Source organism: Micromonospora sp. NPDC049801, assembly GCF_040656575.1.
Lineage (GTDB): Bacteria > Actinomycetota > Actinomycetes > Mycobacteriales > Micromonosporaceae > Micromonospora.
The window spans coordinates 173,702-186,185 of sequence record NZ_JBFAMS010000006.1 but is presented as its reverse complement, the minus strand read 5'-3'; the positions used below and the strand labels follow the sequence as shown (position 1 = coordinate 186,185).

12 protein-coding genes are annotated in these 12,484 nt (G+C 71.1%); 4 read left to right on the top strand and 8 right to left on the bottom strand.

Going from position 1 to position 12,484, the window contains the following annotated elements:
* Positions 1–2: 2 nt before the first annotated feature.
* Positions 3–290: an acyl carrier protein gene (locus tag AB0I89_RS13620; RefSeq protein WP_357125188.1), complete on the bottom strand. Its 288-nt coding sequence runs from the start codon at positions 288–290 to the stop codon at positions 3–5.
* A gap of 15 nt (positions 291–305) precedes the next feature.
* Between AB0I89_RS13620 and AB0I89_RS13615 the strand changes: the two genes are divergently transcribed.
* A complete protein-coding gene (locus tag AB0I89_RS13615) occupies positions 306–935 on the top strand; it encodes a 4'-phosphopantetheinyl transferase superfamily protein (protein WP_357125185.1) in 630 nt (209 codons plus the stop codon).
* A gap of 43 nt (positions 936–978) precedes the next feature.
* Here AB0I89_RS13615 and AB0I89_RS13610 read toward each other — a convergent pair whose 3' ends face one another.
* Positions 979–2,403: a class I adenylate-forming enzyme family protein gene (locus AB0I89_RS13610; RefSeq protein WP_357125706.1), complete on the bottom strand. Its 1,425-nt coding sequence runs from the start codon at positions 2,401–2,403 to the stop codon at positions 979–981.
* A 164-nt stretch (positions 2,404–2,567) separates the two neighbouring features.
* On the opposite strand from AB0I89_RS13610, the gene AB0I89_RS13605 reads away from it, so the two are divergent.
* From AB0I89_RS13605 to AB0I89_RS13595, 3 genes are all read left to right on the top strand, one after another.
* Complete coding sequence (locus AB0I89_RS13605; protein WP_357125182.1) at positions 2,568–3,758, top strand: MFS transporter; 1,191 nt, start codon at positions 2,568–2,570, stop codon at positions 3,756–3,758.
* Between the two features lie 46 nt (positions 3,759–3,804).
* Positions 3,805–5,148 carry an MFS transporter gene (locus AB0I89_RS13600; protein WP_357125179.1) on the top strand — a complete coding sequence of 448 codons (1,344 nt, stop codon included), beginning with the start codon at positions 3,805–3,807 and terminating at the stop codon, positions 5,146–5,148.
* Positions 5,149–5,211: 63 nt separating this feature from the next.
* Positions 5,212–6,825: an FAD-dependent oxidoreductase gene (locus AB0I89_RS13595; protein ID WP_357125176.1), complete on the top strand. Its 1,614-nt coding sequence runs from the start codon at positions 5,212–5,214 to the stop codon at positions 6,823–6,825.
* A gap of 74 nt (positions 6,826–6,899) precedes the next feature.
* Here AB0I89_RS13595 and AB0I89_RS13590 read toward each other — a convergent pair whose 3' ends face one another.
* From AB0I89_RS13590 to AB0I89_RS13565, 6 genes are all read right to left on the bottom strand, one after another.
* A complete protein-coding gene (locus AB0I89_RS13590) occupies positions 6,900–7,592 on the bottom strand; it encodes a type 1 glutamine amidotransferase domain-containing protein (RefSeq protein ID WP_357125173.1) in 693 nt (230 codons plus the stop codon).
* Positions 7,593–7,666: 74 nt separating this feature from the next.
* Entirely contained in the window at positions 7,667–8,101 is a 435-nt protein-coding gene (locus AB0I89_RS13585; RefSeq protein WP_357125170.1) for a VOC family protein, read from the bottom strand.
* Positions 8,102–8,217: 116 nt separating this feature from the next.
* Positions 8,218–8,682, bottom strand: coding sequence for a hypothetical protein (locus tag AB0I89_RS13580; protein WP_357125167.1), 465 nt, complete (start codon positions 8,680–8,682; stop codon positions 8,218–8,220).
* 138 nt (positions 8,683–8,820) lie between these two features.
* Positions 8,821–10,338, bottom strand: coding sequence for an RICIN domain-containing protein (locus AB0I89_RS13575; protein ID WP_357125164.1), 1,518 nt, complete (start codon positions 10,336–10,338; stop codon positions 8,821–8,823).
* Positions 10,339–10,382: 44 nt separating this feature from the next.
* Entirely contained in the window at positions 10,383–11,207 is an 825-nt protein-coding gene (gene iolB, locus AB0I89_RS13570; RefSeq protein ID WP_357125703.1) for a 5-deoxy-glucuronate isomerase, read from the bottom strand.
* Positions 11,208–11,252: 45 nt separating this feature from the next.
* Positions 11,253–12,437, bottom strand: coding sequence for a glycoside hydrolase family 88 protein (locus AB0I89_RS13565; RefSeq protein ID WP_357125161.1), 1,185 nt, complete (start codon positions 12,435–12,437; stop codon positions 11,253–11,255).
* Positions 12,438–12,484 lie beyond the last annotated feature (47 nt).

The window sequence follows — 12,484 nt, the reverse complement described above, 5'->3', positions numbered from 1 at the left end:
CCTCACTCCGCCGAGGTGGCCGGTGCGACGGGGGCGCTCCGCGCTGGCTCCGCGCGCCCGGCCACCTCGGCGGCGAACCGGTCGAGCGTGTAGTCGGCCAGCTTCTCCAACTCCTCGTCGGTGAACTTGACGCCGAAGGTGTCCTCGACGCGGACCGCGAGTTCGGCGACGGCCAGCGACTCCAGGTCCAGCCCGGCGGGGCCGAGCACCGTGTCGCCGGTGACGTCGTCGACGTCGTAGTTCATCTGGGCCAGCGCATCGACGATGGACTGGCGAACCTCATCTGACATTGCTTGACTCCTCCCATGGAATGGGTCGTGGTGCGGATTGCGACGATCACCGGCGACCCCAGGGGCCGGGCGTCGGAGCATCTGGTCAGCACCGCTGCCGACCTGCTCGGCGTGCCGGCCGCCAACGTTGGCGTGGCACGGGACCAGACCGGCCGGCCGAGGCTCACCGGCGCGGCACGCGGGCTGCACGCGAGCATCAGCCACGGGCGCGGCGTGGTGGCGGTGGCTGTCTCCGCGGTGACTCCGGTCGGCGTGGACGTCGAGCGCGAACGCGCGCTGCCCGGCGCGGCGTTGGCTCGACGCTGGATGGCGCCGGCCGACGCCGACTGGCTGACCGACCAGCCGGAGGCGCTGCACACCAGCGCGTTCCTCTGGCTGTGGACCCAGAAGGAGGCCATCGGCAAGGCGCGCGGCACCGGCCTGCGCGGCGGCGGCCTGCGGCAGCCGCTGGTGCTGCCGCCAGTCTGGCCGGATCCGCCGGGGTCGCTGCCGTTGCGCCCCGTGCCCGGTAGCCGGGCCGAGGTGGCCTGCGGCCTCCTCCCCGAGGGCCTGGTGCTGGCCGTCGCCGGACAGGACCGACCGGACCAGGGCGACACCGGTGGCATCGGACTGCTCGTCGACCCACCGGAGGCGCCCGCGTCATGACGGCCGGTCGGCCGCCGCGCCACCCACGTCCCGTCCCGGGGCATCATGACGACGTCGGCTCGGCCGACGCCCGACGCAACACGGCGACGTCGCGGACCAGCTTGCCGCTGGACGTACGCGGCAGCCGTTCCAGGATCTGCCACCGCAGCGGTCGCTTGTACGGGGCCAGGACGTCCTCCAACGCGGCGTCCAGCTCACGGCCGGTCAACGGCTGGTCGACGGCCGTGTACGCCTCGATGGCGCCGCCGTCGAACGTCACGACCACCTCGGTGACGCCGGGCAGGTCGAGGATGGCCTGTTCGACTTCGGTGAGGTCGACCTTGAGGCCCCCGATGGACACCTGCGAGTCGAGGCGACCGCGGATCGTGACCAGCCCCGTGGCGGGGTCGAGCGTGGCGGCGTCACGGGTGCGTAGCCAGCCGTCGGACCAGCGACTCTCGTCGACGAGCCCCACGTACGGGGTGACCGGCCGACGGACCTGCAGCTCACCGTCGACGACCCGTACGTCGATCCCGGGCGCCGGGCGTACCCCGGGCCGGTGCGCGCCGAACAGGTCGGTGGCGATGACGCCGACCTCGGTCATCCCGTACATGTTGCCCAACACGGTGTCGTAGCACTCCGCGAAGCGCTCGGGAACGCCGGGCCGGACCAGCTCGCCCGCCGTGGTCATCCGTACGAACTGCGGCAACGGCCCGGCGGGACGGCCGGCCATCAGCATTTCGAGGTGGACGGGCACGCCGATCACCGTGGTCGGCGTGGAGTCCCCCGCGATGACGCCCAGCACGCCGCCCACCGTCATCCGCTCCGGCAGCGTGAGCGTGACGCGGGCGTGCAGGGCGTAGAGCAGGCCGCCGACCAGGCCGAGCACGTGCGCCATCGACGCGAGCAGCACGAGCCGCTCGCCGGGGCGGGGCACGCCGTCGGTGAGCGTGTAGCGCTCGATCTCGGCGACGAGGTCGTCGACGGTGCGGCCGATGACCTTCGACGGGCCGGTGGACCCGGAGCTCAGCTGGATGAGGGCGTGCGGCGTCGACGCCGGCCGACCGGCCGGGCGTGCGATGACCGTCTCGTCGACGGTCACGAAGCCGCGCAGGGGCGGGAGCACGGCGTCGACGGGTTGGACGAGGAACTGTGCGCCGACCCGTTCGAGTGCCCGCTCGACCTCGCCGCGCGACAGCCGGTGGTCGAGCAGCGTCACCTGGGCCCCGATCCGCCAGGCGGCGAGCAGGTTGGCCACGTACGCCAGCGAGGAGGGCAGTCGCAGCGCTATCGCGCCGCCCGGACGCAGCCCGGCGTCGGTGAGCCGGGCCTGCCGGGAGGCCACCTCGGCGCGCAGTTGCGCCCGCGTGATCGGCATGCCGAGGACGAGGCAGGTCTCGTTGCCCGGCCCGGCCAGCAGGACGTCGTCGACCCAGCCCGTGCCGTGCGCGGGCAGATCGTGCCGGACAGCCGCCAGCGGCGAATCTATAGTGGACACAAGGCCTCCACGCTGCTCGAACGGCGGGCCGGCTCGACTCGACGGGTATGTACGTGCCGAACGGAGGAGTTTCCTCATCTGATGACATCCCGGTTCGATGAATTATATCGGCGCGGTCTCCACCGTCAAGCGCCCACCGGACGGTGGCCCCGACGGTGACGCCCCAGGTGTCGCCGTCCAGGGCCAGGGCCGTCCTCGTCACGCTCTCCCTGGCCGCGTTCGCGTTCGTCACGACCGAGCTGCTGCCGGTCGGCCTGCTGACCCACATCGCGGTCGACCTCGACCGGTCCCACTCGCGGGTGGGTCTGCTGGTCAGCGGGTACGCCGTCGTGGTCGTGCTGGCGTCCGTCCCGCTGGCCCGGCTGACCCGGCGAATCCCCCGTCGACACCTGCTCGGCGTGACGATGTTCCTGTTCGCCGCCGCGAACGGCACCGCCGCGCTCGCGCACACGTACGCCATGCTGGCCGGCGCCCGGCTCGTGACCGCTGTGGCCCAGGCGCTGTTCTGGTCCATCGCCACGGCGACGGTGATCGGGCCCTTCCCCCTCGCGGTGCGGGGCCGGGTGGTGGCGCTGTTCGGGGCCGGAGTGACGCTCGCGCCGGTGCTCGGCGTACCCCTCGGCACCTGGATCGGTCAGCAGGCAGGTTGGCGCGCGTCGTTCGCGGCGCTGGCGGGGATCGGTCTGGTGATCGCCACCGCGGTGCTCGTCCTGGTGCCCACGTACCCGCCGGACGCTGGCGGCGCGGCCCGGGGCACCGCACCGGACGGGCGGCGCTTCGCCGTGCTGCTGACCGCCACCGCCCTCGGCGTCGGCGGCTTCCTGACCCTGCAGACCTACATCGCACCGTTCCTGCTGGACGTCAGCGGCTTCACCGACGCGGCCCTGACGCCGCTGCTGTTCACCGCCGGTGTCGCGGCCGTCGTCGGCACCCTGCTCTCGGCCCGGACCCTGGACGCCCGGCCGATCGCCTCGCTGCTGACGCCGCTGGGCATCGGTACGGCCGCGCTGTTCGGCATGTACGGACTCGGCGTGCTCCGACCCGGCGCGGTCGCGTTCCTCGCCGGGCTCGGCCTCGCCTACGCGGCGTTCGCGTCCGCCGTGCAGAACCGGATGCTGCACCTGGCTCCCGGCAGCACCGACATCGCGTCGGCCGGCGTCAGCACCGCCTTCAACGTCGGCATCGCCGGCGGATCGCTGCTCGGCGGCGCCCTCCTGCCCACGTCGGGGGCGCGCGTGCTCGCGCTCGTCGGTGGACTGCTGACGCTGGCCGCGCTCCTGCTGCTCGCCCAGGACGCGAGGACATCCGCCCGGTCCGACAAACGTCAGAAACTGTCAACTGGCTGACGTCAGGATGTCCCCGCACGACATCCCTGCGCGAGGACAAGGCTCCATGACCACGTCAGAGAACAGCACCCGGCTCCAGCCGGCGCATCCCGACGTCCACGGCGATCCGGACGAACCCCAGCAGAACGCTCCAGCGCAGCGGGCTACCGCCGCTCGGCCTGGTCCCCGCCCGGCACTGACCCTCCTCGCGCTGGCGCTGGGCACCTTCGCCATCGGCACCGGCGAGTTCGGCAGCAACGGGATCCTGCAACTCTTCGCCGCGGACCTGGGCGCGTCCATCCCGGTCGCGACGTACGCGATCAGCGCCTACGCCTTCGGCGTCATGATCGGCTCACCGGCGATCACGCTTCTCGCGGCGCGCGCCAACCGCCGTACCCTCCTGCTGGGTCTGATCACGTTGTTCCTGGTCGGCAACGTCCTGTCCGGCCTGGCCCCGAACATCGCGACCCTCGTCGTCTTCCGCTTCATCACGGGAAGCGTGCAGGGCGCGTTCTTCGGCGCGGGGGCGGTCGTCGCCGCGTACGTCTACGGTCCCGGCAAGGGTGGCCGGGCCTTCGCCACCGTGATGGGCGGCCTGACGGTGGCCACCATCCTCGGCTCGCCGCTCGGCACCCTCGTCGGCCAGCAGGCCGGGTGGCGGGCGACCTACTGGACCGTGGTCGGCCTGGGGCTGCTGGCCGGCGCGGCGCTCCTGGGGTGGCTGCCGCGCACCGACGACCTGCACGGCGGCGCGGTGGCGCACGAACTCGCCGCCCTCCGGCGACGCGAGGTCTGGCTCATGGTCGCGGTCGCGGCGCTCGGCATCTCCAGCATCTTCGCCGTCTACACCTTCATCGGGCCGTTCGTCACCGACGCGGCACGGGAGAGCACGTCGCTGATTCCGGTCGCCCTGGCCGTTTTCGGCCTCGGCATGGCGTTCGGGAACTACTTCGGCGGTCGCGCCGCCGACCACGACGGCAGGCCGGGGCGGTCGCGCGCTACGGACCGGCACGGGACCGCTGATCTACGGGTTCAGCTACGTCCTCGTGCTGCTCGTGGCCATCGGGCTCGCCGGCCGGGAGATTCTGATCCTCATGCCGGCGCTGTTCGGCGTCGGCGCGACCATGATGTTCGCCATTCCCGCCATCCAGGTACGGCTGACCCAGTTCGCACCCGACGCGCCGACCCTGATGGGCGCGCTCAACCTGGCCGCCCTCAACCTCGCCAACTCGCTCGGCGCGATCGGCGGCGCCGTCGCCCTTGGCGTCGGCTGGGGAACCCTCTCCACGGTGTGGGCGGGATTCGTCCTCACCAGCGCCGGCCTGGTCCTCTACCTCACCACCGTCGGTCGGCCCCGGCGAACCGTCGCGGCTGCGGCGCCCCGGCCATGAACACGGCCCGAGGTGAGTGACACGACGCGGCGAACTCAGTGCCGATCCACTCCTCGTCAACACGGGGCACCTACCGTTCGACTGTGAGCACCCGAGACGCCGACGGTCCTGTCCTCGACGCGGAGCAGTTCGACCGCCTCGCCAGCTACGGCGCCGAGGAGGAGGTGCGTCAGGGCCAACACCTGTACGCCGCCGGGGACAGCACCTACGACTTCTTCCTGCTGCGTACGGCGACTGCCGAGGCGGTCCGCAACGCGACGGCGCTGGAGCCCGAACGGCTGATCTACCGGCGTGGACCGGGCGAGTTCCTCGGCGAACTGAGCCTGCTGACCGGGCAGCAGGTGTTCCTCACGGTCCGCGTCGTGACGGCCGGGACGGTCGTCCGGATCACCGCCCCCGAGCTGCGCCGAGTGCTCGCCGACCAGGTCGACATCGCCGACGTGCTGATCGAGACCTTCCGGGCCCGGCGCGAGCTCATGCGCGGCGTGGCCGGCAACGCCCTGGAGATCGTCGGTCGGCCGCACGTGGCCGAGTCGCTGGAGCTGCGGACGTACGTGAACCAGATGCTCCTCCCGCACACCTGGCTCGACGCGGCGTCGCTGCCCGGGCGGGCGCTCCTGCGGGCGGAGGACGTCGGCGCGGACGACCTTCCGGTCGCGGTCACCAGCAACCGCGTACTGCGTCGCGCCACTCCCGGCACGGTCGCCGAGGCCCTCGGTCTGACCTACGTCGCCACGGCGCGCGACCCCGACCTGGTCGTGGTCGGCGCCGGGCCGGCCGGGCTGGCCGCGGCGGTGTACGCCGCCTCCGAGGGTCTCGTCACGGTGCTGCTGGACGGCACCGGCCTGGGCGGCCAGGCGGCCAAGAGCGCGCGCATCGAGAACTACCTCGGCTTCCCCGAGGGGGTCAGCGGCGAGCAGTTGGCCCGGCTGGCGATGCTCCAGGCGCTGAAGTTCGGCGTTCAGATCTACGCGCCGTGCGCGGTGGTCGGCCTCGACGTCTCCGACCAGAGGCGTCCGGTCGTGGAATTGGCGGACGGCACCCGGATCGGGACGTCCGCGGTCATCGCGGCCACCGGAGCGCGGTACCGACGCCTCGACATCGAGCGGTGGGCGGAGTTCGAGCAGAGCGGCTGCGTCCGGTACGCGGCTACCGAACTGGACGTGCGTGGGTACGAGTCCCAGCCGGTCGCCGTGCTGGGCGGCGCCAATTCGGCCGGGCAGGCCGCGCTCTCCCTGGCCGCGCGCGGCTGCTCCGTACACCTGGTGGTGCGCGCGGCCGACCTCGGAGCCAAGATGTCGGCGTACCTGACCGACCGGATCCGGGCCGATCCCAGGATCACCGTCCACACCGGCAGCACCCTGCGGGAGCTGCACGGAGAGGACACCCTGACGGCGATCGTCGTGGCGAAGGAGGGTGATCCCACGCGGTTGGACTGTCGAGGGCTGTTCTGCTTCATCGGCGCCGAACCGGAGTCCGGATGGATGACGGGCATCGCGACGGACGACAGCGGTTTCGTGCTGACCGACAGCCGACTGCCTCCCGGCACGCACGACGCGCCGCTGCCGTTCCAGACCAGCTCCGCGCGCGTCTTCGCGGTGGGCGACATCCGCTCCGGCTCCACCAAGCGGGTGGCGACCGCCGTCGGGGAGGGGGCCGGTGCGGTCTCCGCGGTGCACACCGTGCGGTCCCGCTGACTTCGCCGACGGCGTTGCCACCCGACGACGCCGTCCGGCGGGCGGTGGCACCCGCCGGACGGAGGTCACGGCTGCTACCCGTCGCTACGGCCCACCAGGGACATCAACTGATCCGCCGCCGGCCCTGAGGACGCCGGGTTCTGGCCCGTGACGAGCAACCCGTCGCTCACCACGTACGGCTCGAAGTTGCCCGCCCCGGAGAAGTCGGCGCCCTTCGCGACCAGCTCGTCCTCGACGAGGAAGGGCACGACCTTCGTCAGGCCCATGTACTCCTCCTCGCTGTCGGTGAAGCCGGTGACCCGCCGGCCGGCCACCAGAGGCTCGCCGTCGGGCGTCACGCAGTGCCGCAACACCCCCGGGGCGTGGCACACCAGCGCGATCGGCTTGCCCGCCGCGACGACCTGCTCGATCAGCCTGATCGACGTGTCGTCCTCGGCGAGGTCCCACAGGGGTCCGTGGCCGCCCGGGTAGAAGACGGTGTCGTAGTCCGCGACGGCGACCGAGTCGAGCCGTACCGTCGCCCCCAGCTGGCGTTCCGCCTCGGCGTCCGCGGTGAACCGGCGGGTCTGGTCGGTCTGGAAGTCCGGCTCGTCGCTCTTCGGGTCCAGCGGCGCCCGTCCGCCCTGCGGCGAGGCGAGCGTCACCTCCCAGCCGGCGTCCCGGAAGCGGTAGTAGGGCGTGGCCAGCTCCTCCAGCCAGAACCCGGTCTTGCGGCCGGTGTCACCGAGCTGGTCGTGCGAGGTCAACACCATCAGAACCTTGGTCATGTTCCACTCCTTGAATCATCGGGCCGGCACCGCCCCGTCCGTCGCGTCGGCGGTCATACCCACGGTCCGGCGGCTCAGACGCCGAAGGCGACAACTTCGAGCTGGATGTTGTCGATGTCCCGGAAGACGACGGTCGAGTAGCGGAACGGCTCCCTCGCGGTCTGGATGCCGGAGTGCGCGACGCCCAGGCTGTCGAGCCAGGCGGACCAGGCCTCAAGCCCCTCGCGCGTCTCGACGTTGAGGGAGAAATGGTCGAGGCCGGTACGGACCTCGTTGAACTCCTCGCCCCGGTTGCCCTCGTTGTGGTGCAGACCGATGGAGAAGCCGGTACGCGGATCGATGACCAGCTCGGCGTACCCGGTCCACTCCCGCCCGTAGTGCGGGAGCTTGCCGTCCGCGGGCGTGGCCTGGAAGACCTTCTGGTACCAGGCCACGCTGGCCTCGAGGTTTCGGACGGTGAAAGCGACGTGGTGCACGCCGCTGAACGACGGTGGGGTGACGTCGGCCATGAGGGCTCCTTTGTGCGGTGCGAAGAACGCTGCACCTGGAGTTGTAGGCAACGCCAGTTGAGGAGCACTTGACAGGAGCTGGACAACCGCCGGGCGAACCGCCGACCCGCACCGGCTCAGACGTCGGCCTGCGCGTCGCAGAGCACGTCGATGTGCACGATCCTGGACGTGCCGTCGCGCACCGCCTGCTGTTGGCTGCTGTTCAGGTCGTCATCGAGGTAGGCCACCGCCTTGGTCCGGTCCCGGATCTCGTACACCGTCACCCGACAGGCACCGGTGTCCGCGTCGCTGCCCTCGCCGGTGGCCAGGTAGTCGTAGAACAGGTACGACAGGTCCGTACCACCCGGGCTCAGGGTGAGCCCGGGCGCGGTGACCACCGGAACCTCGTCGCCGGCCGGCCCGAGATAGGACTGACCCTCGCCGTTCGAGTACGTGGTCTTGACCAGCGTGAATCCCTCGACCCGTATGTGGTCGGCGTATCGCTGCGTCTCATTGCCGTCGCCACAACCGGCAGCCGTGACGGCCACCAACGCGGCCGTCAGCGCGTACCGGGCCCGGCGGGACACCGACGTCAGGAACACGTGCACACTCCCGGGTGAGGACCGGCCGATCGGCCGTCCGATGATAGCGCCCGACGACCGTGGCGCAGGTCGTCGCGACGGCACGCACCCCCGGCTCCGGTCGACAGCTCGGAGCCGGGGGTGCTGCCGGGTGGGTTGTCAGACGGTCGTCCGCGTCCACTGTTGGTTGGTGCCGTTGTTGCAGGTGTATTGCTTGATGATGGTGCCGTCGGTGGTCGAGGCGGCGGGGACGTCGAGGCATTTGCCGCTGTGGCGGGCGCGGAGTTGGAAGTAGCTGCCGTTGGTGATCATCTGGAATTGTTGGTTGGTGCCGGTGCCGCAGGTGTACTGGATCAGGTCGGCGTTGTCGGCGGTGGAGGCGCCGACGATGTCGAGGCATTTTCCGCTGTTTTTGCTGACGATGCGCCAGTAGCCGCTGCCGGCGTCCTGGAACTGCCACTGTTGCGCGGGGCTGCCCGTGTAGGGGTATTGGGCGATGCGGGTGCCGTTGTCGGCGGCCGGCGCTTGGACGGTCATCGTCTTGCCGCTGTGTCGGGCGTCGAGGCGGTAGGTGGTGCCGGTGCTCGGTGGTGGCGTGGTGGGATCGCCGCCGACGGTGTCGCCCCAGGCGTAGCGCAGCCGGTCGGCGCCGGAGGTGTTGCGAACGGTGAGGTTGAGGTCGGTGCCGCCGCCGCTGAGCGCGTACATCGAGTACCAGTCGTAGCCGATGGTGCCGGGTTTGCCGCCCAGGGCGGGCCAGTAGGTGCCGCCCATCTGGTTGTCCCGCATGACCTGGGCCATGGCCCGGATGTACCGCACGAAGTTGTCGGTGCTGTTCGGGTCGGCGTAGTTGCGGCCGTCGTTCATGGGCGCGCCGAACTCGGTCGCGACCGCCCGCGCCGCGCATGAGCCCAGGCGGTTCTGGATGTGGCTGCGGAACGCGTCGTAGGTCATCGCGCCGTAGAAGAAGGCGTAGTAGTGGAAGGAGAGCAGCGTGCCGCTGAACCGGCTGTCGGTACACAGATCCCGCAGATCCTGACTGAACCCGGTACCCCCGATCAGCACCCGCCCGGGCGGGGCCGCCGAGTGCGCGGTGAGCCAGTTCGCCGCCACGGTCCGCCACTCGGCCGAGGAGTAGCCGTGCGGCTCGTTCATCGGCTCGAAGTACACGTTCGGATTCGATGCGTACGCCGTGATCACCGTGGACCACATCGCGTTCCACGCCCCCAGGTTCGTGATCCGCCCGCCCGAGGCCGCCCCGTCCTCCCAATACGCCAGGATCACCTTGAATCCCCGAGCGGTCGCCGCGTCGATCGCCCCCCGGTACGCCTCCCACCACACGGTGCCGACGGTGTGCGTGTTGACCGGCAACCGAACGGTGTTCACCCCCAACGTGGCGGCCATGTCGTCATACAACGAGGTGGCCTTGGCCCGCACGGTCGCGTTGCTGTCCGACATACTCAGACCCTGCACCACCAACGGACCGGTGCTGAAGTTGTCTCCCAACACCGCCCAGTTCATCCCCCGAAACTGACTCGTCGCGGCGGCGGCCGGCGCGGACACCACCACCACCCCACCCACCAGCGCTGTCAACGCGGCCACCAACGCGACCAGGAGTCGGCGCGGCGACCGGGTGCTCCGCGATACGTGGCCGTGGAACAGTCTGCTCCGCTTCATGACGTGTCCAATCAACGTGGGAAGAGAATCGGCGTTTTCCATCGCTACAGGCCCAAGCTGCGCAGGGTCGGTACGGTCTGGCCCACCCAGGCGAGCGCGGCGTCTTCGCGGGCGCCCTGGGTGCGCTGGGTGCCGGCCAGGAACCACAGGAAATAGGTGGTGTAGCCGGGCGCGCTGACCACGGTGTGGTACCCCTCGGGCATCATCTGCATCACGTGCTCGCGGATGGTGACGTTCTCCTCGTACCCGTCGTCGGTATAGACCCGGCTGATACCGAACCCGTCCGCCGGGTTGACGCGGTAGTAGTACATCTCCTCGTGCGCGGCCTCGGCGGGCAGGTCGTCGATTCTGTGCCGGTGCGGTGGGTAGGTGCTCCAGTTGCCCGAGGGCGTGTAGGTCTCGCCGACGATGAGCCGGCGGGCGGGCAGGTCCGGCTGGGAGATCTCGGTGAGGATCTGGTGGTAGGTGCGGCCGAAGTTGGCCGCTCCCCAGCGTCCGCTGACGACCTGTTCCGGCGCGATGACATAGGGGTCGGTGCTCAGCTCGCTGGGGGCGCTGGGGAGGGCGATCTCCACGTCGGTGACCGCCTCGACTGTCACCGAGGAGCCGGCCGGGAGGTAGACCGAGTGCGGCTTGCCGGAGAAGACGTCCGGACGCCCACCGACCTGTGGGAAGTGGCGGCCGGCGACGGTGAAGCTGGCCGTGCCACCGAGGATGACGGCCAGGATCTCCCGGTCACCGGACTCGCCGGTCCAGGACTCGCCGGCCGACAGCCGCAGCAGGGTGAAGTCCAGCAGCCGGCAGGGATTGAAGGGCAGCGTGTTCCGGCCGTCGACGGCGGGGATGGCGCAGTGGTAGCGGTAGTCCATGGTCACCTTTCGAAGGATGCGGACGGTGCGGGTCGATCGCGGTGGTCACCAGGGGCTGGTCCAGCCAGGGATCGTGGCGCGGGTGAGGGCTTCCAGGTAGAAGTAGTCGCCCCACAGGGTTCCCTCGTCGACGCCGATGCCCTTGGGTTTGTCGTACACGCCGTGCAGGATCAGCGCGTTCGAGACCGGGTGGCCGCCGGTGGAGTAGCGGGCGATGAGCGAGCGCAGGATCTCCGCGGCGGCGGTCCGGTACCGGTCGGCGCTGGCCGTGTCGGTGAGGCCGTCGGCGAGTTCGACCAGGCCGCAGGCGGCGATGGCCGCGGCCGAGCTGTCCCGCTCCTGGCCGCTGCCGTCGCCGAACTCCAGATCCCAGTATGCGACGTGGTCGTCGGGCAGGTGGGCGAGGAAGCGGTCGGCGCAGGTCCTCGCGGCGGCAAGCAGCGCCGGGTCGCCGATGTGCCGGTGGTTGAGGCTGAACCCGTAGATGCCCCATGCCTGCCCACGCGCCCAGCAGGAGTGGTCGGAGTGGCCCTGTTCGGTTTCCCCGCGGAGCGGCACACCGCTGTCCGGGTCCCAGTAGAAGGTGTGGAAGGTGGTGCCGTCCGGACGCAGGATGTGCCGACGCAGCTGGGCGGTGTGCCGGCGGGCCGCGGCGGCGTAGCGGTCGTCGCCGGTGGTCTGGCTGGCCCAGAAGAGCAGCGGCGTGTTCATGAGGCTGTCGATGATCGTGCGGCCACGTTGGCGGGGGTCGTTCAGGTCGCCCCAGGCCTGGATGATTCCGGCGGGTTCGAGGACGCGCGTCATCAGGTGGTCGGCGGCGGCGAGGGCCGCGCCTCGGGCCCGCGGGTCACCGGTACGGCGGGCCGGGGTGACGCAGGCGAGGGTGTAGAGGAACCCGAGGTCGTGGGTGTCCAGGTCGATGCCGCGGGTGATCCGGGCCGCGAAACTGTCCACGTGGGAGAGCGCGGCCCGCTGGTGGCGCTCCGCTCCGGTCAGGTCATGTGCCAGCCAGAGCATCCCGGGCCAGAAGCTGGTGGTCCAGCCGACGTTGGCGCCCTCGGGCTGGCCTCCGCTCGCTGGCCGCAGCGGGTAGCGGTTGGCGGCGGTGGTGTCGGCGGGGTACCGGTCGCCGAAGGCGGCGATGTTCGCGTCGACCGTGCGGATCGCGGCGGCCACCGCGGCCGCCGTGGCTTCTGCGTCGGAGTTGGGACGGACGTCGGTCGCCGTCATGGATGCTGTTCTCCCTCGTGGGTACGGTCCGGTGCCGGGCAGGTGCG

Coding starts and splice junctions, on each gene's coding strand:
- AB0I89_RS13565 (WP_357125161.1), bottom strand. CDS start 12,437: ATGACGGCGACCGACGTCCGTCCCAACTCCGACGCAGAAGCCACGGCG.
- AB0I89_RS13590 (WP_357125173.1), bottom strand. CDS start 7,592: ATGACCAAGGTTCTGATGGTGTTGACCTCGCACGACCAGCTCGGTGAC.
- AB0I89_RS13585 (WP_357125170.1), bottom strand. CDS start 8,101: ATGGCCGACGTCACCCCACCGTCGTTCAGCGGCGTGCACCACGTCGCT.
- AB0I89_RS13575 (WP_357125164.1), bottom strand. CDS start 10,338: ATGAAGCGGAGCAGACTGTTCCACGGCCACGTATCGCGGAGCACCCGG.
- iolB (WP_357125703.1), bottom strand. CDS start 11,207: ATGGACTACCGCTACCACTGCGCCATCCCCGCCGTCGACGGCCGGAAC.
- AB0I89_RS13600 (WP_357125179.1), top strand. CDS start 3,805: ATGACCACGTCAGAGAACAGCACCCGGCTCCAGCCGGCGCATCCCGAC.
- AB0I89_RS13615 (WP_357125185.1), top strand. CDS start 306: ATGGAATGGGTCGTGGTGCGGATTGCGACGATCACCGGCGACCCCAGG.
- AB0I89_RS13620 (WP_357125188.1), bottom strand. CDS start 290: ATGTCAGATGAGGTTCGCCAGTCCATCGTCGATGCGCTGGCCCAGATG.